Origin of the sequence: Actinoallomurus iriomotensis (genome assembly GCF_030269445.1) — a bacterium.
Taxonomy (GTDB): domain Bacteria; phylum Actinomycetota; class Actinomycetes; order Streptosporangiales; family Streptosporangiaceae; genus Actinoallomurus; species Actinoallomurus iriomotensis.
The window spans coordinates 998,970-1,022,770 of sequence record NZ_BSTJ01000001.1 but is presented as its reverse complement, the minus strand read 5'-3'; the positions used below and the strand labels follow the sequence as shown (position 1 = coordinate 1,022,770).

The following is a 23,801-nucleotide window of genomic DNA, read 5'->3' as shown; positions in this document are numbered from 1 at the left end:
CGACTTCACCTGTCCGCACCGCGTCATGGTGAGGACACGGCATACCCGACGGCGTTATGGAAGAGCGGCGGCGTGCTCCCACGAGACGCCGGCACTCCGCCCCCAGGAGACTGAATGACTTCCACCAGGTCCACGGAGATCTCGCTCCGTGTCAACGGCGAGACCCACTCCCTCACGGTCGACAACCGCACCACCCTGCTCGACGCCCTGCGGGAGCGGCTCGACCTCACCGGTACCAAGAAGGGCTGCGACCAGGGCCAGTGCGGCGCCTGCACGGTGCTGCTCGACAGGCAGCGGGTCAACTCCTGCCTCCAGCTCGCGGTCGCCGCCGAAGGGCGCGACGTGACCACCATCGAGGGCCTGGCCGACGGCGAGGAACTGCACCCGGTCCAGCAGGCGTTCGTCGACCTCGACGGATACCAGTGCGGCTACTGCACGCCCGGTCAGATCTGCTCGGCGGTCGCGGTGATCGAGGAGCTCGCCCGTGAGTGGCCGAGCGCCGCCACCGATGACGTACGGCGCCCGCCGGCGGTCAGCGAGGAGGAGATCCGCGAACGCATGAGCGGCAACCTCTGCCGCTGCGGCGCGTACGTCAACATCGTCCGTGCCGTGACCCAGGCCGCGAAGAACGAGCAGGTGAACGCATGAGGGAGTTCGACTACCGGCGTGCCGCCGACGCCCACGAGGCGGTCGCGCTGCTTTCCGGCGAGCCCGAGGCGCGCTTCCTCGGCGGCGGCACGAACCTCGTCGACCTGATGAAGACCGGCGTGGAGAACCCCGCGCTGCTGGTCGACGTGCGCGGCCTTCCGCTGGACCGGATCGAGGTCGCCGGCGACGGCGCGCTGACGATCGGCGCGACGATGACCAACAGCGACCTCGCCGCCCATCCCGAGGTCAGGCACCGCTACCCGGCGCTCGCCGAGGCCGTCCTCGCCGGCGCGTCCGGGCAGCTGCGCAACATGGCCACGGTCGGCGGCAACCTGCTCCAGCGCACGCGCTGCGGCTACTTCACCGACCTGAGCCGGCCCTGCAACAAGCGCGAGCCCGGCAGCGGCTGCTCGGCGTTGAACGGCGAGCACCACAACCACGCCATCCTCGGGTGGTCCGAGCACTGCGTGGCCACGAACCCCTCGGACATGGCCGTCGCACTCGCCGCCTTCGACGCCGTCGTCCGCGTCCTCACGCCGGAGGGGTCCGCCGAGATCCCGCTCGCGGACTTCTACCTGCCGGTCGGCGACACCCCGCACCGCGAGACCGCGCTGCCGGACGGCGCGCTGATCACCGGGGTGACCCTGCCGGCCGCCCCGGTGGCCGCCCGGTCCCGCTACCGCAAGGTGCGCGAACGCGCCTCCTACGCCTTCGCCAACGGCTCGATCGCCGCCGCCCTGCACGTCGAGGACGGCACCGTACGGGACGTGCGCATCGCCTTCGGCGCGGTCGCCTCCCGGCCCTGGCGCGCGCGGGAGGCCGAGCGGGCCCTCATCGGCGGCCCGGCCACCCCGGAGGCGTTCGCCGCCGCGGCCGACGCCGAGCTGGCCGCGGCCCGGCCGCTCGCGCACAACGGGTACAAGGTGCCGCTCATCCGGAATCTCGTCGTCTCGACGCTCACCGAGCTTCAGGAGGCCGCTCGATGACCACCCCCGCCGCGCCACCCCGCACGTCCGCGACCGGAACGCCGCACACCCGGCGGGAGGGCCGCGCCAAGGTCACCGGGGAGGCCCGTTACACCGGGGACATCCCGTTCGCCGAGCTCGCCCACGGGTGGCTCGTGACCTCGACCGTGGCCCGCGGCCGGATCCGCTCCGTCGACACCGACACCGTGCTCGCGATGCCGGGCGTGCTCGCCGTCCTGCATCCCGGCAACGCGCTGCGCCTGACGCCCGGCGCGGGCTTGATGGGACCCGACGCGAACCTCCAGCTCCTGCAGGACGACCGGGTGCCGCACGTCGGCTGGCCGGTCGCCCTCGTGGTCGCCGAGACGCAGGAGCAGGCCAGGGCGGGCGCCGACGCCCTCGTCATCACCTACGACGAGGAGCCGTACGACACCGCCTTCCGGGCCGACCACCCCGGCCTGCGCCCGACGGCGCCGAGCCCCCTCGCCATGCCCGACGTCGACCAGGGCGACCCCGACGCCGAACTGGCCGCCTCGGCCGTCGTGGTGGACCGTGAGTACACCACGCCCGAGGAGTTCCACAACGCGATGGAGCCCCACGCCGCCATGGCGCGCTGGGAGAACGGCCGCCTGGAGGTGGTCGACTCCAACCAGGGTTCCTACGCGGTCGCCCAGGTGCTGGCCGCGCTGTTCTCCCTCGACGCCGACACGGTGCGGGTGCGGTCGGAGCACGTCGGCGGCGGCTTCGGCTCCAAGGGGCTGCGGCTCCCGCACACCGTGCTCGCGGTGATGGCCACCACCATCCTTCACCGGCCGGTCCGGGTGGTGCTCACCCGCCGGCAGATGTTCTCGCTGGTCGGGCACAGGCCCGCGACCGCGCAGCGCGTACGGCTCGGCGCGGACGCCGACGGACGCCTGCGGGTGGTCGAGCACGAGACCGCGTCGCCCACCTCGACCGTGCACGAGTTCGCCGAGCAGTCCACGCGGCACAGCCGGACCCTGTACGCCGCGGACGCGTTCCGCCTGCGCACCAGGGTGGTTCCGCTCGACGTGCCGACGCCGGGGTTCATGCGCGCGCCCGGCTGGGCTCCCGGGTCCTTCGCCGTCGAGTCGGCGATGGACGAGCTCGCCGCCGAGGTCGGGGTGGATCCGATCGCGCTCCGCCTCCGCAACGAACCCGAGACCGGTCCGGTGTCCGGGCTGCCGTTCAGCAGCCGCAACCTGGTCGCCTGCCTGGAGGAGGGCGCGCGCCGCTTCGGCTGGGCCGACCGCGACCCGCGTCCGGGCGTCCGACGGGACGGACGCTGGCTCCTCGGCACCGGGGTGGCGGCGGCCGCGCACTCGGCCGGCGTCGGAGCGTCGACGGCGGCCATCACCGCCGAGGCGGACGGCACGTACACCGTGCGCGTCACCGCCGCCGACATCGGCACCGGCGCCCGCACGGCGCTCGGCCAGATCGCCGCCGACGCCCTGGAGGTGTCCCCGGAGTCGGTACGGATCCGGATCGCGGACAGCGACTTCGGCCTCGCCTGGCTCGCCGGCGGCTCGATGGGCACCGCGTCCTGGGCCTGGGCGATCAACGAGGCGGCGGTGGCACTGCGCAAGAAGCTGGCCGACCTGCCCGGCGACATGGCCGACCTCCCGCCGGAGGGCGTCACGGCCCACGCGGACACCACCGAGCTGCTCGCCGCCCGTGAACAGCGCGAGAGCCACGGGTACGGCGCCCAGTTCGCGGAGGTCGCGGTGGATCCGGCCAGCGGCGAGGTCCGCGTGCGCCGGATGCTCGGGATCTTCGCCGTGGGCCGCGTCGTCAACCCGCTGACCGCGCGCAACCAGTTCATCGGCGGCATGACGTGGGGGCTGTCGATGGCGCTGCACGAGGAGGGCGTCCGCGACGACGCCTCCGGCGGCCTGGCCAACGGAGACCTCGCGGGCTACCACGTGGCGGCCAACGCCGACGTCCCCCTCATCGAGGCCGACTGGATCGACGAGCACGACACCTACAACCCCTCGGGGATCAAGGGCCTCGGCGAGATCGGCATCGTCGGCGGCGCGGCCGCCGTCGCCAACGCCGTCTGGCACGCGACCGGCGTACGTCACCGGCACCTGCCGATCAGCCTCGAACGGGTGCTGAGCGGCGGCCGGCGGTAACGTTCGTCGCGAACGACGGGAGGTGGCGGTGCCCCGGGGTGATCTCGACACGCCGGAGCCGCTCGGCAACGATCCGAGCGGCTACGGCTGGAAGGTGCTGCGCGAGCGCACTCCGAAACTGATCACCGAGGTGCGCGACCGGCACCCGTACGGGCCGGAGCAGCGCCGGGCGCTCGACGCGCTGCGGGAGGAGATCGCCTCCGGCCCGATGCGGCCGCTCGGCGAGGACGCGCCCGATCGCGCACGCTGGGACCGCTGGGGCGCCGCCTACTTCGGCCGCCCGTGGGCCGACGTGCCGTTCCTGTGGTGGGAGTCGTACTTCTACCGGCGGCTTCTGGGCGCGGTGGGGTTCTTCACGCCGGGCCCCTGGTACTGGGTCGACCCGTTCGAGTACTGGAAGGCCGCGGAGCTCCGGGACGCGACGGTCGCCGTGCCCGCCGCCGAGGAGCGGCAGGCGCTCCTGCGGGCCTCGCTGTGGGGCAACCAGGCGGATCTGGGCTTCCTGTTCGGGGCCGCCGGAGACCTGGACGCCTCCGGCGGCCTGGTGGCCGACGACGGCGCCCTGGTGTGGTCCGCGCTCGACGCGGGCGGTCCGCACCACGTGGGCGTCGTCGCGGACAACGCCGGCCGGGAGCTGCTCGCGGACCTGCTGCTGATCGACCACCTGCTCCGCACCGGCCTGGCCGCGACGGTGACGCTCCACCTGAAGCCGCATCCCTACTACGTCTCCGACGCGACAACGGCCGACCTGGTCGCCTGCCTGCGCCGCCTCGCGGCCGCGGACGGCGAGGCCGCCGCCGTCGAGCGGAGGCTGTCCGAGGCGATCGGAGCGGGCCGTCTCCGCCTCCGCGCCCATGCCTTCTCCTGCGCGCCGTGGTCGTACCACCGCATGCCCGCCGACCTGGCGGAGGAGTTCGGCGGCCACACGCTCACGATCATGAAGGGCGACCTGAACTACCGGCGCCTCGTGGGCGACCGCGCCTGGCCGGCCACGACGCCGTTCGCCGAGGTCACCGCGTACTTCCCCGGCCCGGTGGCGGCGCTGCGCACGCTGAAGTCCGACGTCGTGACGGGAGTCGACGCCGCGACGCTGTCCTCCCTCGACGCGTCCGGCGGTGACTGGCGGACGGGCGGCACCCACGGCCTGATCCAGGCGCGCCTCTGAGACTGTCGGTGCCGTCGGCCATGCTGGACCCGGTCCGCACAGGGGAGAGGGGTCCGGCATGCCGATCCAGGTCGCGAGCCGCCGCCGCTCGGCGGCCAGGCTCGCCGAGGCACATCCGGGAGCGCGCGTCATCGACGTGACCTCGCGGGCCGAGGAGCCCTGGGTGCGGCTCAGCCCGTTCTACCCGCACGGCGGCATCCCGGTGCCGCGCTCGCCCGGCGTCACCGCGCAGTCGGTCGAGGGCATCTGGCAGGCGCTGAAGGTCTTCGCCACCGCGGACGTCGACCCGGCCCTCCTAGACAACGCGCGCATGCGGGGGCTGAAGCGCACGGTGCGCAGGTACGGCCCGGTCCGCGGCCATCGCGACGGGCTCGACGGGGAGACGCTGCTGCCGTACGAGACGGCACGGCGCCGCATCTACCTGCCGGCCTACCGCTGGGTGCTGGAGCACCGGACGGCCGACCTGGTCGACCGCCTCCGCGCCATGTCCGCCGACGGCGACGTCGTGCTGCTCGACTACACGACCAACGGCGACGTCGCCGACCCGTCCACCCCGCTGTCGCACGCCGCACTCGTCGCCCTCCACGTAGGAGGCCGCTGGCCCGAGGAGGCCTAGCGTCGGTCGAGCATCGCGCGGCAGCCGGCGACGAGCACGGCCAGGCCGTATTCGAACTCGCGGTCGTGGTCGCGGCCCTCGGCCCGCAGCGCTGCGGCGCGGGCGACGCGCGGAAACCGGCGGGCGTCGATCCGCGCGTTCCCGGCGCCCGGCGGGACCTGGTCCTCCTGCTGGGCGATGACCGAGCCCAGGATGTGGTGGCCCACCGTGAAGATCGCCGACATGGCGTCCTCCACGGTGAAGCCGGCCTCCTCCATCATCTGCAGCAGCAGTTCGAGGCCCGGCCACTGGTCGGACGGGTCGTGCATGTGCTCCCGCAGCCGCCCGCCGTCGCGGTGGGACAGCATGGCCCGCCGCACCGCGCGCGACAGGGACGGACCGACCGGACCGCGGACCGTCCGGTCGACGAGCACACGCTCTTCAACGGCTGGTCCACGGGCAAGGGGCTGGCCGCGACCGTCGTGCCCGCCGAACACGGGCGGCTCGGCTACGACGTTCCCGTCGCCGAGTACTGGCCCGAGTTCGGCGCCCACGGCAAGAGCGGCATCACGCTCGCCCACGTGCTCACCCACACGGCCGGAGTGCCGCTCGCACCGCCCGGCCTGACTCTCGGCGACCTGCGCGACTGGGACGCCGCGTGCGCCGGCGTCGCCGATCTGCGGCCGCTCTGGGCGCCCGGCGCCGTGACCGCCTACCACGCGCTGGCCTTCGGCCACATCGTCGGTGAGACCGTACGGCGCGCGACCGGCCGCACCATCGCCCAGGTCCTGCGGGAGGAGGTCGCCGCCCCGCTCGGCGTCGACGGCGAGCTGTTCTTCGGCGTGCCGGAGGAGCACCTGCCGCGCGTCGCGCGGCTGGAGGACGGCGGCTGGGCCGGCGCCCTGGCCGCCAGGCCCGCAGACTCGATGTTCTTCCAGGCGGCCCCGGCCGCCCTGCAGGCGGACGCCGAGCTGGGCAACCGGGCGGAGTACCTCACCGCCGACGTGCCCTGCGCGGGCACGATGACGGCACAGGCGCTCGCACGGATGTTCGCCGCCCTCATCGGTGAGGTCGACGGAGTCCGGCTCATCTCCGCCGCGCGCCGCCACCGTCGTGATCGCCGAGGCCGACCGCGTCCTCGGCGGGCCGGTCCCGAAAGGCCTCGGCTACTTCCTCGGCCTGCCGGAAATGCCGCCGGGCGCCTTCGGGTCGAAGGGGAGCGGCGGAAGCGTCGCCTTCGCGGACCCGGCCGGCCGTTTCTCCTTCGCCTTCACGCACAACCGGCTGACAGCGCCGTCCGGCGACAACGCGGCACGGGCCGTCGGCGTCATCCGCTCCGCTCTTGGAATGGCCGATCGCTGAGATGCGTTGACGAAGGAGGACCGGGGATCCCCTGGTGGGGGCCGGAGGCGGGACGATCACCTCCCGTCCGCTCGGCCCCGGCGCCGGACATCCGGTGTCTCAGGTTGGCTGTCGTCGCCGAGGCTCGGTATGCTTTTCCCGCCGATGAACGCGGATTCCGATCTGCGGGCTCGGTGCCTCGAAGATCCCGGTTCGTACAACGGGAGAACGTCCGCTAAGCTGGGCGTCGCCCGCAAGGGAGACCAAGCGGGCGGGATGAGGTCCCGTCGTCTAGTGGCCTAGGACGCCGCCCTCTCAAGGCGGTAACGCCGGTTCAAATCCGGTCGGGACTACAGCATGAAGGGCTGATCGCCATAACGGCGGTCAGCCCTTTTGTCATAGCCGCCTCCACTCGCCTCTCAGGGAACACTGAGGCGATCTTTTTCCCCGCCTGTTCCGGATATGTCGTGATCCATGTTTGGAAGCAGACAAGGTCGGTGGGGCGATTAAGCGGTCCGAGGTCATCTCCCGGGCGAAATACCGGTACGACCGCCACGACGAGTTCCGCTACGACTGACAGGGCTCCCATCCGGATCCCCAGGGCCGGCACTACCGCACGGACTGCTCCGGCTACGTCTCCATGGCGCTCCACCTCAAGAGCAGCCTGAGCACCAAGGGCTACACGGCCTACCGCTACGACAAGATCAAGAGCGGCTGACACCCCGCGCGGGCGGCCCCTCCAGGCCGCCCGCGCCCCTCAGCCACCGACGAGGAGGAGATGCCTCGCGGCGCCGCGTACGAGGGCCGGGTCGCCGGGCAGGGATTCCGCCTGGGGCTGGGCTCGCGTTGGTCAGGGGGCGAGGAGGGCGAGGGCCTCCTCGCGGGGCATCGCCGTGCCGCGTGCGAAGGCCGACTCGTACGCCCTCTCGCCGATCAGTTCCCCGGCCCGGCGGGCGACGCGTGCGACGTCCGGGTCGCCGGCGACGGAGATCCCGCGCAGGGCCGTGCCCGCGCCGAGCAGCGTCGCGGCGCGCTCCCCGTCGCCGTGGAGCAGGGCGACCCCGGCGAGCCCCTCGGCCGCGTCCGCCGCGGCACGTACGTCCTGACCGCCGGCCGCCAGCGCTCGTCGGTGCCACGCCTCGGCCTCGGCGGCGTCACCCTCGGCCTCGGCGATCCGGCCGAGGCTGACGAGGACGTGTCCCCGTATCTCGGTGACGCCGAACGACTCCGCCGTGCACGCCTTCAAGGCCTCCTCGGCCAGGCGGCGGGCCTCGCCCAGGTCGCCGGTCAGCCGCGCCAGCTCGGCGAGCCCGTGCCGCACCTGGGCCACCCGCTCCGGCGAGCCCGACCGGCGCGCGACCTCACCCGCCTGCGCGTAGCAGGAGCGCGCTCCCGCGACGTCGCCGGAGCGGCCCAGCCCCTCGGCCCGCAGGCACAGCAGGTCGGCCATGTCCTCGGCGGCGTCGAGCAGGCGGACCAGTTCGAACGCCTCATCGGCCAGGGCGAGCGCCCGGCGGTCGTCGCCGCGCCAGGCCACCAGGCGGGCCAGCGCGGACAGGACCCCGGCCAGCCCCCAGCGGTCGCCGACCGCCCGGAAGCCCTCGGCGCCGGTCGTGAACTCGGCCTCGGCGCCGTCGACGTCGCCGTGGAAGAGCAGGACGTATCCCCATCCGAGGTGACGGAGCGCCAGCGACCACGGGTCGCGGCTCATCAGCCGCTCCTGCAACTCGGCGTCCGCCTCGGCCGGCCCGATGCCGAGCGCCCACATCACGGTCACCACCGGGCGCAGCGGCCGGTGCTCACCGGCCGAGCGGCTCGCGACCAGCACGTCGGCGATCCGCTGGAGGTCACGGACCCGTGGCCCCTGGGCGCCGCCGACGACGGCGGTCAGGACGGCGAAGAGGTACTCCTCCTCGAGCCCGGCCGGCGGCTCGGGCCCGATGACGTCGAGCAGTTCGAGGGCGATCGGCACGCCCTCGCTGCGCAGCCCGCGCAGCCACCAGTACGACCCCACGGCCGTGAGCAGGCGCAGCGCCAGAGCCGGGTCGGCGGGCACGGCCCACCGCAGCGCCGCCAGGAGGTTGCCGTGGTCGGCGTCGAGCCGGGCCAGCCAGTCCACCTGCTCGGTCCGGCGCAGGTACGGCTCGGCGGTCTCGGCCAGGTCGAGGAAGTACGCGGCGTGCGCCGCGTGCGTGGACTCGTCCTCGCCGGCCTCGGCCAGCCGCTCGGCGCAGAACACCCGGATCGTGTCGAGCATGCGGTAGCGGCCGCCCACGTCCTCGACGAGCGACTTGTCCACGAGGTCGGCGAGCAGGTCGTCGACGTCCTCGGCGGGCAGGGCGCACACGCGCGCCGCGGCGGCCGCCGTCGCGCCGCCGGCGAAGACCGTCAGCCGCCGCGCCAGGGTTCGCTCGTCCTCGCCCAGCAGGTCCCAGCTCCACTCGACCACCGCGCGCAGGGTCCGGTGCCGCGGCGCCTTCGTGCGGTCGCCGCGCGAGAGCAGCCGGAACCGGTCGTCCAGGCGGGCGGCGACCTCCTCCACGGTGAGCGAGCGCAGGCGCGCCGCGGCCAGCTCGATGGCCAGCGGAAGCCCGTCGAGCGCGACGCAGATCCGCTGGATGGTGGGGAGCTCGGTGGCCGGGTCCAGGTCCGGGCGCACGGCGGCGGCGCGGTCGGCGAACAGGCGGATCGCCGGGTAGTTCAGCGCGTCGAGGGCGTCCGTCGCGGGCGGTGGCAGGGGAAGCGGCGGAAGCGGGCACAGGCCCTCGCCGGTGATGCCGAGCGCCTCGCGGCTGGTCGCCAGCACCCGGAGCTCCGGGCAGGCGCCGAGGAGCCGGTGCGTGAGCCGGGCGGCGCTGTCGACGACGTGCTCACAGTTGTCGAGGATGAGCAGGATCGGCCGTTCGAACAGGGCGGCGACGAGCCGGGCCTCGGGGTCGGGCCGTGCGTCGGCCGGCTGCGCGAACAGGCCGGACTCGCGCAGCCCGAGGGCCTCGACCACCGCCTGCACGACCGTGTGCCGGGACCCCGCGGCGTCGCCGACGACCGGCGCCAGGTCGACGAAGCACACCTCGCCCTTCTCCTGCGCGGCGGCCTCGAGGGCCAGGCGCGTCTTGCCGGACCCGCCCGGGCCGAGGAGCGTCACGAGGCGTCCGGCGGCGAGCAGCTTGCCGATCCGCTGCAACTCCTCGTCTCGTCCGACGAAGCTGGTGAGCTGGGCCGGCAGGGGGCGGCGCGGGCCCGGCGTCTCCGGCGGTGCGGCCGCCTCGCCGCGCAGGATCGACAGGTGCACGGCGGTCAGCTCGGGCGACGGGTCGGCGCCGAGTTCCTCGGCCAGGACGCGGCGCGTCTCCTCGAACACGGTGAGGGCCTCGGCCTGCCGGCCCGCGCCGTGGAGCGCGCGCATCAGCTGGCCGCGCGGGCGTTCGCGCAGGGGATGGGCGGCCACCAGTTCCTGAAGCTCCGGTACGAGGTCGCGGCCGCGGCCCAGTGTCAGCGCGGCCTCGGCGCGATCCTCCAGCGCGGACAGGCGAAGCTCGTCGAGCCGCGCGGCCTGCGCCTCGGCGAACGGCGCGTCGGCCACGTCGGCCAGCGCGGGCCCGCGCCACAGCTCCAGCGCCTCGCGCAGCAGGCCCACGGCGCGCGCCGCGTCACCCGCGGCCAGCGCGCTCCGCCCCTCCCCGGCGAGGCGTTCGAACCGGTGGACGTCGACGTCGTCCGGCTCGACGGCGAGGCGGTAACCGGCCGCGTGGAACTCCACCACCCCGGCGGCCAGGCCGGCGGCGGCGAGGCCGCGCCGGAGCCGGGAGACCTGGGACTGCAGGGCGTTGGCGGTGCCCGCGGGCGGCTCGTCGCCGTACAGGCCGTCGATGAGGCGCTCCGTGGTGACCAGCCGCCCGGCGTTCAGCAGGAGGAGGGCGAGGAGCGCGCGCACCCTCGGGCCGCCGACCGGAACCGGGACCCCGTCGGCGGACCGTACCTCTGTCGCCCCCAGAATGCCGAACCCCATGGCGTCGATTGTGACGCATCGGCGGAATATTGATTATAATCAACATTGACGGCGATTGATCGGCTGAGCGACGATCCCGGCATGAGCACCGCCCAGAGCGCCGCGGACCCTCTCGTCGAGCTCTTCGCCGACTCGCCGCGTCACTTCGCCGGCTCGCCGCTGTACGCGCGGCTCGGCCAGGTGGTCGCGGCCGACGACCGGCTGCTCGCCATCGCCCGGCACGCGCGTTCCGGCCAGCTGCCCTCCAACCTGCTGCTGGCGTCGGTGCACTACCTGCTGCTCCGCGATCCGGCGCAGGAACTGGCCGCCTGGTACCCCTCGTGCGGCGCGGGGACCGCGGCGGGCGACCCCGGTCCGGCGTTCACCGCGTTCTGCCTGCGCCGGAGAGAAGAGATCGTCGCGCTGATGCGCCGCCGGCTCGTCCAGACGAACGTCGTGAAGCGCTCGGCCGTCCTGCGCCTCGGCATGGCGGCGGTCGCGTCGATGACGGACGAGCCGGTGACGCTGATCGAGGTGGGGTCCAGCGCGGGCGTGCACCTGCGCTTCGACGACTACCGATACGCCATCGCGGGACGTACGTGGGGGAGGGCGTCCTCACGCGTGGTGGTGTCGGCCGAGTGGCGCGGAGAAGGACCGCCGCCCGACCTCGGCCCGCTGCCCGTCATCGCCGATCGAGCGGGCATCGACCTCAATCCGATCGACGCCCGCGATCCCGACGAGCGGCTCTGGCTGCGGGCGCTGATCTGGCCGGAGAACACCGCGCAGGCCACCCTTCAGGACGAGGCGCTGCGGGCCGTGGCGGCGAATCCGCCCCGGACGTACGCGGGGGACGCGGTCGAGCTGCTGCCGGAGGTGGTCGCCGGGGTGCCGCGCGGGACGCCGGTCGTGATCTTTCATTCGGCGACGCGCCTGCACGTACCCGCCGAGCGGCGGGAGGCCTTCGACGCCGCGATCGCGGGCGCCGGGCGGGAGCACGACCTGTTCCATCTGTCGTTCGAGGCGTCCCGTGACCTGGGGACGCAGGGGTTCGCTCTGGAGCTGCGCCGTGGCGGTGAGCCGGGCCGGCGGCTGGCGATCGGCCACGGGCACGCGGAGTGGATCTCCGACTCCGGCGAGGCCCGGCCGGACGTCAGCTGATCGAGAAGGACGCCCAGACCGCCTTGCCGCCGCCGAGGAGCGGGGTCCAGCCCCAGGCGCGGCTCATGGCCTCGATGATGTGCAGTCCGCGACCGGTCTCGGCGACCCAGTCGGGCTCCTGCATCTTGGGCGCGGTGTCGGTCGGGTCGGTCACCATGCAGACGAGCTGGCGTTCGTAGCGGGCGAGCACCAGGCGCAGCGGGTCGCGGGCGGCGGGACACAGGCCGTACCGGATGGCGTTGGTCACCAGTTCGGAGACGACCACCGCGGCGTCGTCGTAGAAGTCGCAGAGACTCCAGCGAGTAAGTGTGTCCTTTGTCACATTCCGGGCTATACCCGGCGAGGCAGCCTCAGAGGGCAGGTCTTGGGCGGCGACCAGCGGCCGACCGCCGTCCGACCAAGGGGTGCCGTCAAAAGGGCGGAGCCAATCGTCCCACCCCTGTTCGGGGCGGGAGAAGCCGGTGGTTTCGCTCGATGGCGGCAAGTTCATTGCGGACCCTGGGGGAAGTCGTGAACGTCGCGGGGCGCGTCATGCGCCGTTCCGCTATCTTGCTCCTCAAGTCGTGCATATGCAAGCACGCATGCACGCACGAATGCACGTGCATGTGCACGAGCGTTGTGCCGCTCCCGGAAGGGGTCCGACCTTTGGCTCACCGGTCGGGCGGTCTTGGATGGCTTGGAGGCGACATGTATCAGGCCTACAACGGAATATCGGCAGCCCGCCTGCGGGAGGCCAGCTGGCTGAAGAGCCATGCCAGTAATCCGAGTGGAAACTGCGTCGAACTCGCCGAACTGCCGTGCGGCGAGATCGCGATTCGCAACTCACGGTTCCCGGACGGCCCCGCGCTGCTGTACACCCGGGCGGAGATCGACGCTTTCATCAAGGGAGCGAAGGACGGCGACTTCGATCACATGCTCGCCTGAGGGCGAGCGACCATACGCTGCCCGAGGCGGGTTACCTCACGCTCGCCGAGGGCGGCCGGACCATGCCCCGCCCGAGGCGGGCGCTTTGCAACGACGGGCTCCAGTGGGACACTGGGCCGATTCCAGTGTCCTAGGGGAGCAGATGATCGGGTCCCATGCCGGCGGTGAGGACGCCGCACGCGACGTGTTCGGTCCCCACCGCGGTGGGCCGACCGTGCTGCGCATCGTCCTGGGCTCCCAGCTGCGGCGACTCCGCGAACAGCGGCAGATCACCTGCGAGGAGGCCGGGGCGGCGATCCGAGGCTCGCACTCGAAGATCAGCCGCATGGAGCTGGGCCGTGTGCGGTTCCGGAGCCGCGACGTCGCCGACCTGCTGACGCTCTACGGCGTGGACGACGAGAGCGACAAGGCGGCGATGCTCGCACTGGCCGACCAGGCGAACGCCCCGGGCTGGTGGCACAGCTACTCCGACATCCTCCCGGCCTGGTTCGAGGTCTACATCGGCCTGGAGGAGGCCGCGTCGCGCATCCGCGCGTACGAGGTGCAGTTCGTCCCCGGGCTGCTGCAGACCGAGGACTACGCGCGCGCCGTCACGCTGCTGGGCCACCCGTCGGCCCCGGGCCACGAGGTCGAGCGCCGCGTCGGCCTGCGGATGCGGCGGCAGTCGCTGCTGCGGTCCGACGACCCGCCGCACTTGTGGGCGGTCGTCGACGAGGCCGTGCTGCGGCGTCCGCTCGGCGGCGTCCAGGCCATGCGCCGCCAGCTGCGGCACCTGCTGGAGATGACCGAGCTGCCGAACGTCACGCTGCAGATGGTGCCGTTCGCGCTCGGCGGGCACGCCGCCGCGGGCGGGCCGTTCAGCATCCTGCGGTTCGCCGAGCGCGACCTGCCCGACGTGGTCTACCTCGAACAGCTCACCAGCTCCCTCTACCTCGACAAGCGCGAGGACGTCGACCACTACCACATGGTGATGGAGCGGCTCTGCATCGACGCCGAGCCGGCCTCGAAGATCCAGGACACCCTCAACCGCATCCTGCGCGAGCTCTAGCGCGAGCCGGCTCCGTGCGTTCAGGGTTTGCGGCCGATGCCGCCGACCTTCCAGATCTTCTCCGCCGCCCGCGCGTGCAGCGGGTGGTCCGGGCGCCACTGACGTAGCCAGACCAGACCGGGGTCGACCAGCTCGAAGCCGTCGAAGAAACGCAGCACGTCCTCACGGTTGCGCGCGGTGTGCGCCTCGGGCCGGTGGAGGACGGCCCGGTAGACCTCCTCGATGTGGCGGGCGATCTCGGGCCGGGTGTCGAAGACGAGGTGGGAGAGGGCCAGGTGGCTTCCTGGCGCCGTCGCGTCCCGCAGCGCCGCGACGCATCGGAACGGGTCGTCCGCGTTCGGGACGACGTGCAGCGCGCCGAAGATGAGGACGGCGACCGGCTCCTCGAAGTCGATGACGCGGCGCACCCCTGGGTCCTCGACCAGCTCTCGCGGGTTCCGGATGTCGCCCTCGACGACGGCCGTGCGCTCGTCGCTGGGGAGGACGGCGTGGCCGTGCGAGATCACCACCGGGTCGTTGTCGACGTAGACCACGCGGGCGTCCGGGAGCACCGAGCGGGCCACCTCGTGCGTGTTCTGCAGGGTGGGAAGGCCGGACCCGATGTCCAGGAACTGCCGGATCCCCTGCCCGGCGAGGAAGCGCACGGCCCGGCCGAGGAAGCTCCGGGTCTCGGCCGCGATCGCCCTGATCTCCGGGGCGATCGCGAGCAGCTCTTCCGCCGCGTGCCGGTCGACGGCGAAATTGTCCTTGCCGCCGAGGAAGTAATCGTTGATGCGGGCGATGTTCGGCCGGGTCGTGTCGAACGCCCCGAGTGCCCGCCGCGACGCGCCGGTCACATCTCACCCTTTCTGGCGTTGTGGGCCGATCTTAGACCCATGAGGAGAACGCCAGTATCGATGTCGTTCGCTCGGTGTCAGGAAGGGTCCGCGGCGAGCTCGCGGGCGCGGCGGCGCGCCTCCTCCGCGGTGCGTTCGGCGCGGTCGTGCTCCCGCTCGGCCACCTGGGCCCGGCGGGCGAGGCCCGTCCGCCGGGCCTCGGCGTCGCGCACGCGCTCGCGCAGGTCGTCGAGCTCGCGTTCGGCGTCGGCCAGCCGCCCCCGGGCCTCCTCCAGGGTGGACGTCCACTCGGCGAGTGAGCGCTCGGCCTCCTCGGCCTTCCGCTCGGCGTCGCGGGCCCGCTCCGCGCGCCGCTCCCGATCCTTTCGCTCCCGCTCCGCCCGCGCGGCGTCCTCGTCCTCGCGGGTCTTCTTCGCCGGGCGCGGCGGGGGCTTCGGGCGGGCCGGCGGCGCGGCGGCCCCGAACGGGCCGAAGCCCGTGTGCCGCAGCGGATGGTCGAGCCGCCCCGCGCGTACGGCGTCGGCGGCCGACGGGTCGGCGATCGCGGCGCGCAACGTCTCGTCCACCTCGTCGGCGAAGGCGTCGCTCAGCGGCCGCCCGGCCTCGTCGGCCAGCGTGCGGGCGCGCCGGACCAGGTCCTCGACGAGGGACGCCCGCTCGCGGTCCAGCGCGGTCAGGTCGCCGCCCTCCGACCACGCCGCGCGCATGCGTTCGCCGAGCTCCAGGACGGGGCCGACCGCGTCGTCGCGGACGAGGAGGTTCACCGCCCAGGCCGGGACGGTCGGGCGGCGCATCGCGGTGAGCCGCCGGGCGTCGTCGCGCGGCAGCTCGCCCGCCAGCCGTTTCCGGGTCGCCGTGAACTCCGACGGCAGCACGCCGTACAGCTCGTCGGCGGCCTCGTCGAAATCCACACCGTCATGATTACCCGCGCCGGGCCGGACGTGAAGCGTACGGTCAGCGGTCCTCGGTCCCGTCGCCGAACCGGCGGGCCGAGACGTTCTCCTGCGCCATGCGCCGCAGGGCGAGCAGCACCTTCTCGTACAGCACGTTGGTGGCGACCGCCGTCTGCACGGCCTGGCCGCGCTCGCCCTCGACCGGGATGCCGCCGATCTCGTGCTCGGCGATGATCGTGGCGGCCTCGATGTAGGGCCGCAGGTCGGTCCAGACGATGGGGCGTCCGAGGCGGCGCAGCGCGAGGAACGCCTGGGCGAGCAGGTCGCGGGTCGGCGCGTCCGTGGAGACCTGCCAGCCGAGTTCGGCGACGATCGCGTCCACGTCCTCACGGGCGGAGCGCCAGTCGGGGTCCTCGGGGCGGGGCTCGACCGCCGGGCTCAGTGTGTACGCCGCGGTGCCGAGCAGCTCGTGCAGGCCGACCGCCTCGTCGTCGACGGCGCCGATGATGCGCTTCACCGACGCGACGGGCAGGTCGCCGACCTCCCGGAGCGCGCGGATGAGCCGCAGCCGCTCGAGGTGCTCCTCGGCGTACTCCGCCCTGGTCGCGGCGGTCGCCGCGCCCTTCGGCAGCAGGCCCTCCCGGATGTAGTACTTGATCGTCTGCACCGGCAGGCCGCTGCGGTCGCTGAGTTCGGAGATCTTCATCCGCGTCATCCCCCTTGACTTGGATACTAGCGCTATCCAATATTGGAGAGTGTCACTATCTAATGGGAGGCGTCGTGGAGTACGCGCTTTTGACCGACGGCCGCGAGGAGCGGATCGACCTTGACGACGACCTGTGCGCGCCGCTGACCGCGCCGGTGCTCGGATGGGTCCGCAGGCCGTACGGCTGGTGCCGCGACGACTCGTGTGTCCCGGCGGCCGCCGTACGCGAGGCCGAGACCGACCGCGGGATCGACGTCATGGCCTTCGCCGCGCTGACCGGGAAGATCGCCGTGGCCGACCGTGAGGAACGGGTGCTCGCCCTCGCCGACGCCGCCCCGCTGCCCGCGACCGGGCGGGCGCCGGACTTCACCCTCGGCGGCCGGTCCCTGAGCGACTTTCGCGGACGCAAGGTCGCGCTGGTCTTCTGGGCGTCGTGGTGCGGCTGCCGGTACGACCTGCCGGCGTGGGAGGAGCGTCACCAGGCGCTGGAGCCGTACGGCCTCACCGTCGTCAGCGTGGCGTGCGACCGCGACCCGGAGCAGGCGCGGCCCTGGCAGCGGGACCTCACCCATCCCGCGCTGATCGACGCCGAGGGAATCGTCGCCGAGCGCTACGGCATCGTCAACGTGCCGACCGTCGTCTGGGTGGACGAGGAGGGCCGGATCGCCCGCCCGCAGGACACCCAGACGGCGACCGACCTGTTCCGCTCGATGAACGGCATCGACTCCGAGGCGTCGTGGGCGGCGCTGCGGCGCTGGGTCGTCGACGGCGATCGCGGCCTCACGGACGCGCAGATCGGCGAGCACCTGCGCGTCCCGACGCCTGAGGAGCAGCGGGCCCGCGCCCACGCCCGTCTCGCGGTGTGGCTGGCCCGCCGCGGGCGTACGGAGGCGGCGGACCGTCATCTGTCCGAGGCCGCCGCCCTGGCCCCGCACGACGTGGCCATCCGCCGGGGCCTGATGCCGCTGACCGGAGTGGACCCGTTCGGCGACGCCTACTTCGCGCTCCGGGAGGAACTGGAGACCCGGGGCATCCCGGTCTACCGCCCGCTCTTCTGAGGTCTAGGGGCGGCGCATGGACTCGGAGATCTTCTCGGCCGCGGCGAGGACCGGCGGGGCGTGCATCCGGCCGGGGGAGCGGGTCAGGCGTTCGATCGGGCCCGAGACGGAGATCGCGGCGATCACGCGCGCGCCGGTGCCGCGGATCGGCGCGGACACCGACGCCACGCCCTGCTCGCGTTCGCCGATGCTCTGGGCCCAGCCGCGGCGGCGGACGGAGGCCAGCGTCGTCGCGGTGAACTTCGCGCCGCGCAGGCCCCGGTGGAGGCGGTCCGGCTCCTCCCAGGCGAGCAGGATCTGGGCCGCCGACCCGGCCGTCATCGGCAGCGAGCTGCCGACCGGCACGGTGTCGCGCAGGCCGCTCATCCGCTCGGCGGCCGCCACGCAGACGCGTGCGTCGCCCTGGCGGCGGTAGAGCTGGGCGCTCTCTCCGGTCAGGTCGCGCAGCTGGGTGAGGATGGGCTGGGCGACGGCCAGCAGCCGGTCCTCGCCGGCCGCGGCGGCGAGTTCGGCCAGCCGGGGGCCGAGGATGAACCGGCCCTGGGTGTCGCGGTGGACCAGCCGGTGGTGCTCCAGCGCGACGGCGAGGCGGTGGGCGGTCGGGCGGGCCAGGCCGGTCGTCTGCACGAGCTGGGCCAGCGAGGCGGGGCCGGCCTCCAGGGCGTTCAAGACGAGTACCGCTTTGTCAAGTACGCCGACTCCGCTAGAGTTGTCCATGCCTCGATACTGCCGTCTCGCAATCTGAGATGCAAGTCGTGAGCAAAGGAGCCCAGGACCAAGAAGAGGTGAAGTGATGGGCCGGACACTGGCGGACAAGGTTTATGACGCGCACGTCGTGCGCAGCGCTGAGGGCGAGCCGGACGTCCTCTACATCGATCTTCACCTCGTCCACGAGGTGACGAGCCCGCAGGCCTTCGACGGCCTGCGCATGGCGGGCCGCAAGATCCGCAGGCCGGACCTGACGATCGCCACCGAGGACCACAACGTCCCGACCACCGACATCCTGGCCCCGATCGCCGACCCGGTCTCGCGGACCCAGGTGGAGACCCTGCGCAAGAACTGCGCCGAGTTCGGCGTACGCCTGCACCCGATGGGCGACGCGGGCCAGGGCATCGTGCACGTGATCGGCCCGCAGCTCGGGCTGACCCAGCCGGGCATGACGGTCGTCTGCGGTGACTCACACACCTCGACGCACGGCGCGTTCGGCGCGCTGGCGTTCGGCATCGGCACGAGCGAGGTCGAGCACGTCCTGGCGACGCAGACGCTGTCGCAGAAGAAGCCCAAGATGATGGCGGTCACCGTGAACGGTGAGCTGCCCTACGGCGTGACCGCCAAGGACCTGATCCTGGCGATCATCGCCCGCATCGGCACCGGCGGCGGCCAGGGCCACATCATCGAGTACCGCGGCGAGGCGATCCGCGCGCTCTCGATGGAGGGCCGCATGACGGTCTGCAACATGTCCATCGAGGCGGGCGCCCGCGCCGGCATGATCGCGCCGGACGAGACGACCTTCGCCTACCTCGAGGGCCGTCCGCACGCCCCGGCGGGCGCCGAGTGGGAGGCGGCCAAGGAGTACTGGCGTTCGCTGCGCAGCGACGACGACGCCGTCTTCGACCGCGAGGTCGTGATCGACGCCTCGACGCTGACCCCGTTCGTGACCTGGGGCACCAACCCGGGCCAGGGCGCGCCGCTGTCGGCGAACGTCCCCGACCCGGCCGAGTTCGAGGACCCGACCCGCCGCAGCGCCGCCGAGCGAGCCCTGCAGTACATGGGCCTGACCGCCGGCACCCCGCTGCGCGACATCGCCGTCGACACCGTGTTCGTCGGCTCCTGCACCAACGGCCGCATCGAGGACCTGCGCGCCGCGGCCGCGGTCGTCAAGGGCCGCAAGGTCGCCGACGGCGTCCGCATGCTGGTTGTCCCGGGTTCGATGAAGGTCAAGGCGCAGGCGCAGGAAGAGGGCCTCGACGCCGTGTTCACCGAGGCTGGCGCCGAGTGGCGCGAGGCGGGCTGCTCGATGTGCCTCGGCATGAACCCCGACCAGCTCAAGCCGGGGGAGCGCAGCGCCTCGACCTCCAACCGCAACTTCGAGGGCCGGCAGGGCAAGGGCGGCCGTACCCACCTGGTCTCGCCCGCCGTCGCCGCCGCCACCGCCGTCACCGGCCACCTGGCCGCTCCCGCCGACCTGTAACGAGGGGACCCAGCAGACATGGAAGCCTTCACCGTTCACACCGGGCGCGCCGTGCCGCTGCGGCGCAGCAACGTCGACACCGACCAGATCATCCCGGCCGTCTGGCTCAAGCAGGTCAGCCGTACCGGCTTCGAGAAGGGCCTGTTCTCCGCCTGGCGGGAGGACCCGGAGTTCGTGCTGAACCGTCCGGAGTACGCCGGGGCGTCGATCCTGGTCGCCGGGCCGGACTTCGGCACCGGATCCTCGCGCGAGCACGCCGTCTGGGCCCTGCAGCAGTACGGCTTCCGCGCCGTCATCTCGGCCCGCTTCGGCGACATCTTCCGCAACAACGCCACCAAGATGGGCCTGCTGCCGATCGAGCTGCCCGAGGACTACATCGAGGGCCTGCAGGACAAGATCGAGGCGAACCCGGCCAAGGAGTTCACCATCGACCTGCCCGCCCGCGAGCTGCGCTGCGACGAGGGCGGCGTGCGGTCCTTCGAGATCGACGACTACACCCGCTGGCGTTTGACGGAGGGGCTCGACGACATCGGCCTCACCCTGCGGCACGCCGACGACATCACCGTCTTCGAGAAGAGCCGGCAGCCGTGGCTGCCGGTGACCGCCTGACCCACCCGCGTACGCCGGCGGGCGCCCGTCGCGCCCGCCGGCGGACTCGCCGCGCCGACGCCACCGAAAAAACGGGTGTGATTATGAACGCATCGCGCGGAGGCTGGAACGATCCGGAGCTCGACGCCCTGGCGGAGGGACTCCGGATCGCGCATGCCCGGGTCGCGGACCTGTCTCCGCTGGTCAGACCCCAGATGACCAGGCATTTGTTGGTGATCACCGACCTCGCGAAACGGGATGCCGCGCTCGCCCTGAGACGCCTCGAATCATTCCTCGGCGATCTCGATGGCGATGAAAACGTTCCCTGATCGGCACTTCCGCCTGCGACACAGCCGAAAACCTCGGCCATGGGTGATTGTGTAGATGCTGCGAGTCCCCTAGTTTCAAGCGAGCAAGGGGGAAGAGGAGTAACCCATGAACAAGCGTGAGCTCGTCGACGCTGTCGCCGAACGAGTTGGCAGTAAGAAGATCGCGGGAGAGGCCGTCGACGCGATTCTGGACACCATCCAGGACACCGTCGCCAAGGGGGAGAAGGTCGCCATCACCGGCTTCGGCTCCTTCGAAAAGGCCGATCGGCCGGCCCGTGAGGCCCGCAACCCGGCGACCGGCGCCACCATCAAGGTTCCGGCGACGTCGGTCCCGAAGTTCAAGGCCGGCGCCGATTTCAAGGGCCAGGTGGCCGGTCCCAAGAAGAAGTAACGCCTGAAGAACCGATGCGTACGGTCACGGCGCCCGGAGAGACATCCCGTCTCCCGGGCGCCGTCGGCGTTGCGCCCTGAGCCTCAGGGCAGCGGGAACGTCGAGAGGGTGATCGCGGTGATCCAGTCGTCCTGGACGGCGATGTTGACCCGCTGACCGAGCCGCAGCAGCCGCAGGCCGCCGGCGTCGAACGCCAGCGCGCCGAACGGCAGCTCGCTCCCGTCGTCCAGCAGCACGCTTCCACTGCGCGTCTCGCGATCGAACGCCTTCACCGTCGCCTGCATAACCGCAGAGCTTAGTGGCGTGCGGACGGCAGGAGCGGGGCGACGGCGGCCGTGCGGGGGCCGACGCCGAGTTCGAGGGCGGCTCGCAGGTCGTCGATCGTGTCGACGTCGCGGCGCACGCTCGGGATGCCGTCGAGCGCCAGTTCACGTGCGCCGCCGTCGCGGTGGCGGGCCCGGGAGTCCAGGCCGAACGCCGGGGCGAAGACCGCGTCCGGCCGGGCGGTGTAGAGCGTGGTGCCGACGCCCGCCGCGTCCGGGACGAAGGCGTTCGGCACCGCCCCTGCGGCGTCCAGCACCCGCGTCAGCTCGCCGGGGCGCAGCGACGGCAGGTCGGCGCTCAGCGCGCCGACGGCGCGTTCGGGGGCCAGGCGCCGGGCCTCGGCGGCGCCGTGCACCAGCGCCGGGTTCAGGCCGTCGTCGGGTTCGTCGGGCACGATGATGGCGCCGAGGGCGGCCAGCTCCGGCGCCGCGACCGGGTCGTCGGTGACCACGACGACCCCCTCCACCCGCGATGATCGGAGTACGGCCGATACCGTGTCGGTCGCGATCGCGAGCGCGAGTCGCTCGCGGTGCGGCCCGGCGGGTCCGGACAGGCGCGACTTCGCCCGTGCCAGCAGCTTGACCGGCACGACGAGCGTCCAGGTGAGACGGTGGGTACGAGGCATCGTGGGTCGACACTATGCGGAACCAACCGCGAGACTTGACCGGACCCCGCAGTTGGCGGGGACGAACCTAGGAGATGGGCAATGAAATATTCGCCCGTGTGGCGCACGATCGTCGTGGGGATCCTGCGGCCGTTGCTGTTCACCCTGCTCAAACGCGACTGGAAGGGGCAGGAGAACATCCCGCGCACGGGCGGTGTGGTCATCGCGCCCAACCACCTGTCCGAGTCCGACCCGCTGGCGCTGGCCCACTTCGTCTACACCGCCGGCCGTTTCCCGGTGTACCTGGCCAAGGACTCGGTGTTCAAGAGCCGGGTCCTCGGCCACATCCTCCGCCGTACCGGCCAGATCCCGGTCTACCGCGACCGCTCCGACGCGGGCCTGGCGCTCCGCGACGCGGAGAAGGGCCTGCGCTCCGGCGAAAGCGTGATCTTCTACCCCGAGGGCACCTGCACCCGCGACCCGGACCTGTGGCCGATGACCGGCAAGACCGGCGCGGCCCGCGTCGCCCTGACCACCGGTGTCCCGGTGGTCCCGGTCGCGCACTGGGGCGCGCACGAGCTGTTGCGGTACGGCACGAAGAAGATCCGGCTGTTCCCGCGCAAGACGATGCACGTCGTCGCCGGGCCGCCCGTGGACCTGTCGAAGTACGAGGGCAGGCCGCTCGACGCCGAGACGCTCACCGCCGCCACCGCCGACATCATGGCCGCCATCGCCGCCCTGCTGGGCGAGCTGCGCGGTGAGACGCCGCCCGAGACGCTCTATGACCACCGCGCGGCGACGCGCGCCGCCCGCGCGGCCAAGCGGGTCGCCGACGAGAACGACAAGGACGGCACGGACGACACGGACGGCGAGAACGAGGAGGCCAAGGCCTCTTGAAGATCGCGGTACTGGGAGCAGGGTCCTGGGGGACCGTCTTCGCCAAGGTGCTCGCCGACGCGGGCGGCGACGTCACGATGTGGGGACGCCGTACGGACGTCGTCGACGCGATCAACCAGACCCGCCGCAATCCGGACTATCTCCCGGACACCACGCTGCCCGAGCGCCTGAGCGCCACCACGGACGTCGCCGAGGCCCTCGACGGCGCGCCGTACATCGTCCTGGCCGTGCCCGCCCAGACGCTGCGCGCCAACCTGGAGGAGTGGCGGCCGCTGATCGGCGGCGACGCCGTGCTGGTCAGCCTGATGAAGGGCATCGAGCTCGGCACGTGCAAGCGGATGAGCGAGGTGATCCGCGAGGTCGCCGGGGTGCCGGAGGAGCGGGTCGCGGTGATCAGCGGGCCGAACCTCGCCCGCGAGATCGCGCTGGAGCAGCCGTCGGCCGCCGTCGTCGCCTGCACCGACGAGCCGACCGCGCAGAAGCTCCAGCTCGCCTGCATGACGCCCTACTTCCGCGCGTACACCAACCCGGACGTGGTCGGCTGCGAGCTGGGCGGCGCGGTCAAGAACGTCATCGCGCTGGCCGTCGGCATCTCGGTCGGCATGGGCATGGGCGACAACGTCCGCGCCCTTTTGATGACGCGGGGACTCGCCGAGATCGCCCGGCTCGGCGCGGCGCTCGGCGCCGACCAGCACACCTTCGCCGGGCTGGCGGGCATGGGCGACCTCGTCGCGACCTGCGGCTCGCCGCTGTCGCGCAACCGGACGTTCGGGGAGAACCTCGGGCGCGGCATGAGCCTCGACGAGGTCATCGCCGTCACGAAACAGACCGCCGAGGGCGTCAAGTCCTGCGACGCCGTGCTGGAGCTCGCGCGGCGCCACCACGTCGAGATGCCGATCACCGAGGGCATCGTGGCCGTCATGCACGGCGGCCTGAGCCCGGTCGAGGCCGGACGGCTGCTGATGTCGCGCACGCCGAAGCCGGAACGCTACGGAGTTTGAA

General features: G+C 72.8%; 25 protein-coding genes and 1 tRNA gene. 17 read left to right on the top strand and 9 right to left on the bottom strand.

Annotation, left to right across the window (positions count from 1 at the left end; translation table 11 throughout):
* The first annotated feature begins 114 nt into the window (after positions 1-114).
* From QSK37_RS04855 to QSK37_RS04835, 5 genes are read left to right on the top strand one after another with little or no spacing between them, the layout of a single operon-like run.
* On the top strand, positions 115-648 hold the full coding sequence (locus QSK37_RS04855) for a (2Fe-2S)-binding protein (protein ID WP_285617837.1): 534 nt from the start codon (positions 115-117) through the stop codon (positions 646-648).
* Positions 645-1,634, top strand: a complete 990-nt coding sequence (locus QSK37_RS04850; RefSeq protein ID WP_285617836.1) for an FAD binding domain-containing protein — start codon at positions 645-647, stop codon at positions 1,632-1,634. Before QSK37_RS04855 ends, QSK37_RS04850 begins: the two co-directional genes overlap by 4 nt.
* Entirely contained in the window at positions 1,631-3,763 is a 2,133-nt protein-coding gene (locus QSK37_RS04845) for a xanthine dehydrogenase family protein molybdopterin-binding subunit (protein WP_285617835.1), read from the top strand. The genes QSK37_RS04850 and QSK37_RS04845 overlap by 4 nt, the downstream gene beginning before the upstream one ends.
* A 28-nt stretch (positions 3,764-3,791) precedes the next feature.
* Positions 3,792-4,928, top strand: coding sequence for a damage-control phosphatase ARMT1 family protein (locus tag QSK37_RS04840; protein ID WP_285617834.1), 1,137 nt, complete (start codon positions 3,792-3,794; stop codon positions 4,926-4,928).
* Positions 4,929-4,986: 58 nt separating this feature from the next.
* The gene (locus tag QSK37_RS04835; protein ID WP_285617831.1) at positions 4,987-5,544 is read left to right on the top strand and encodes a DUF6939 family protein; all 558 of its coding nucleotides are present in this window, start codon (positions 4,987-4,989) and stop codon (positions 5,542-5,544) included.
* Here QSK37_RS04835 and QSK37_RS04830 read toward each other — a convergent pair.
* On the bottom strand, positions 5,541-5,891 hold the full coding sequence (locus QSK37_RS04830; protein ID WP_285617830.1) for a TetR/AcrR family transcriptional regulator C-terminal domain-containing protein: 351 nt from the start codon (positions 5,889-5,891) through the stop codon (positions 5,541-5,543). The genes QSK37_RS04835 and QSK37_RS04830 overlap by 4 nt on opposite strands.
* Here QSK37_RS04830 and QSK37_RS04825 point away from each other — a divergent pair.
* Together QSK37_RS04825 and QSK37_RS04820 are read left to right on the top strand one after the other, a co-directional pair.
* Positions 5,880-7,103, top strand: coding sequence for a serine hydrolase domain-containing protein (locus QSK37_RS04825; RefSeq protein ID WP_285617829.1), 1,224 nt, complete (start codon positions 5,880-5,882; stop codon positions 7,101-7,103). The genes QSK37_RS04830 and QSK37_RS04825 overlap by 12 nt on opposite strands.
* A gap of 41 nt (positions 7,104-7,144) precedes the next feature.
* Positions 7,145-7,217: transfer RNA gene (locus tag QSK37_RS04820), tRNA-Glu, on the top strand.
* Between the two features lie 497 nt (positions 7,218-7,714).
* Here QSK37_RS04820 and QSK37_RS04815 read toward each other — a convergent pair.
* Positions 7,715-10,873, bottom strand: coding sequence for an ATP-binding protein (locus QSK37_RS04815; protein ID WP_285617828.1), 3,159 nt, complete (start codon positions 10,871-10,873; stop codon positions 7,715-7,717).
* An 81-nt stretch (positions 10,874-10,954) separates the two neighbouring features.
* Here QSK37_RS04815 and QSK37_RS04810 point away from each other — a divergent pair, with 81 nt between their 5' ends.
* A complete protein-coding gene (locus tag QSK37_RS04810; protein ID WP_285617827.1) occupies positions 10,955-12,010 on the top strand; it encodes a DUF2332 domain-containing protein in 1,056 nt (351 codons plus the stop codon).
* Here the strand turns inward: QSK37_RS04810 and QSK37_RS04805 are convergent.
* A complete protein-coding gene (locus QSK37_RS04805) occupies positions 12,003-12,332 on the bottom strand; it encodes an ATP-binding protein (protein ID WP_285569246.1) in 330 nt (109 codons plus the stop codon). The genes QSK37_RS04810 and QSK37_RS04805 overlap by 8 nt on opposite strands.
* 365 nt (positions 12,333-12,697) lie before the next feature.
* Between QSK37_RS04805 and QSK37_RS04800 the strand changes: the two genes are divergently transcribed.
* Entirely contained in the window at positions 12,698-12,934 is a 237-nt protein-coding gene (locus QSK37_RS04800; RefSeq protein ID WP_285571323.1) for a DUF397 domain-containing protein, read from the top strand.
* Between the two features lie 142 nt (positions 12,935-13,076).
* Complete coding sequence (locus QSK37_RS04795) at positions 13,077-13,982, top strand: Sco1979 family transcriptional regulator (RefSeq protein ID WP_285617826.1); 906 nt, start codon at positions 13,077-13,079, stop codon at positions 13,980-13,982.
* 20 nt (positions 13,983-14,002) lie between these two features.
* On the opposite strand, the gene QSK37_RS04790 is transcribed toward QSK37_RS04795, so the two are convergent.
* From QSK37_RS04790 to QSK37_RS04780, 3 genes are all read right to left on the bottom strand, one after another.
* Positions 14,003-14,818 (bottom strand): SAM-dependent methyltransferase, encoded by an 816-nt coding sequence (locus tag QSK37_RS04790; protein WP_285617824.1) that lies wholly within the window; start codon positions 14,816-14,818, stop codon positions 14,003-14,005.
* A 77-nt stretch (positions 14,819-14,895) separates the two neighbouring features.
* Positions 14,896-15,729, bottom strand: a complete 834-nt coding sequence (locus QSK37_RS04785) for a hypothetical protein (RefSeq protein WP_285617821.1) — start codon at positions 15,727-15,729, stop codon at positions 14,896-14,898.
* A 43-nt stretch (positions 15,730-15,772) separates the two neighbouring features.
* Positions 15,773-16,417, bottom strand: coding sequence for a MerR family transcriptional regulator (locus QSK37_RS04780; RefSeq protein ID WP_285617820.1), 645 nt, complete (start codon positions 16,415-16,417; stop codon positions 15,773-15,775).
* Positions 16,418-16,491: 74 nt separating this feature from the next.
* On the opposite strand from QSK37_RS04780, the gene QSK37_RS04775 reads away from it, so the two are divergent.
* Complete coding sequence (locus tag QSK37_RS04775; protein ID WP_349497941.1) at positions 16,492-17,475, top strand: redoxin domain-containing protein; 984 nt, start codon at positions 16,492-16,494, stop codon at positions 17,473-17,475.
* Between the two features lie 3 nt (positions 17,476-17,478).
* Here the strand turns inward: QSK37_RS04775 and QSK37_RS04770 are convergent, their stop codons facing one another.
* Positions 17,479-18,192 carry an IclR family transcriptional regulator gene (locus QSK37_RS04770; RefSeq protein ID WP_285569229.1) on the bottom strand — a complete coding sequence of 238 codons (714 nt, stop codon included), beginning with the start codon at positions 18,190-18,192 and terminating at the stop codon, positions 17,479-17,481.
* Between the two features lie 76 nt (positions 18,193-18,268).
* On the opposite strand from QSK37_RS04770, the gene leuC reads away from it, so the two are divergent.
* The 4 genes from leuC (at position 18,269) to QSK37_RS04750 (ending at position 20,974) form a co-directional block, all read left to right on the top strand.
* Positions 18,269-19,666 (top strand): 3-isopropylmalate dehydratase large subunit, encoded by a 1,398-nt coding sequence (gene leuC / locus QSK37_RS04765; RefSeq protein WP_285617818.1) that lies wholly within the window; start codon positions 18,269-18,271, stop codon positions 19,664-19,666.
* 18 nt (positions 19,667-19,684) lie between these two features.
* The gene (gene leuD, locus QSK37_RS04760) at positions 19,685-20,275 is read left to right on the top strand and encodes a 3-isopropylmalate dehydratase small subunit (RefSeq protein WP_285569225.1); all 591 of its coding nucleotides are present in this window, start codon (positions 19,685-19,687) and stop codon (positions 20,273-20,275) included.
* A complete protein-coding gene (locus QSK37_RS04755) occupies positions 20,254-20,583 on the top strand; it encodes an SCO5555 family protein (RefSeq protein ID WP_285617816.1) in 330 nt (109 codons plus the stop codon). Before leuD ends, QSK37_RS04755 begins: the two co-directional genes overlap by 22 nt.
* Positions 20,584-20,689: 106 nt before the next feature.
* Positions 20,690-20,974, top strand: coding sequence for an HU family DNA-binding protein (locus tag QSK37_RS04750; RefSeq protein ID WP_285569221.1), 285 nt, complete (start codon positions 20,690-20,692; stop codon positions 20,972-20,974).
* 83 nt (positions 20,975-21,057) lie between these two features.
* Here the strand turns inward: QSK37_RS04750 and QSK37_RS04745 are convergent, their stop codons facing one another.
* Positions 21,058-21,258, bottom strand: a complete 201-nt coding sequence (locus QSK37_RS04745) for a cold-shock protein (RefSeq protein ID WP_285569219.1) — start codon at positions 21,256-21,258, stop codon at positions 21,058-21,060.
* A gap of 11 nt (positions 21,259-21,269) precedes the next feature.
* Positions 21,270-21,923 carry a 2-phospho-L-lactate guanylyltransferase gene (cofC, locus tag QSK37_RS04740; RefSeq protein ID WP_285617814.1) on the bottom strand — a complete coding sequence of 218 codons (654 nt, stop codon included), beginning with the start codon at positions 21,921-21,923 and terminating at the stop codon, positions 21,270-21,272.
* Positions 21,924-22,004: 81 nt separating this feature from the next.
* On the opposite strand from cofC, the gene QSK37_RS04735 reads away from it, so the two are divergent.
* Both QSK37_RS04735 and QSK37_RS04730 read left to right on the top strand, forming a co-directional pair.
* Positions 22,005-22,799: a lysophospholipid acyltransferase family protein gene (locus QSK37_RS04735; RefSeq protein WP_285617813.1), complete on the top strand. Its 795-nt coding sequence runs from the start codon at positions 22,005-22,007 to the stop codon at positions 22,797-22,799.
* Complete coding sequence (locus QSK37_RS04730; protein WP_285617812.1) at positions 22,796-23,800, top strand: NAD(P)H-dependent glycerol-3-phosphate dehydrogenase; 1,005 nt, start codon at positions 22,796-22,798, stop codon at positions 23,798-23,800. The genes QSK37_RS04735 and QSK37_RS04730 overlap by 4 nt, the downstream gene beginning before the upstream one ends.
* The last annotated feature ends 1 nt before the right edge of the window (position 23,801 follow it).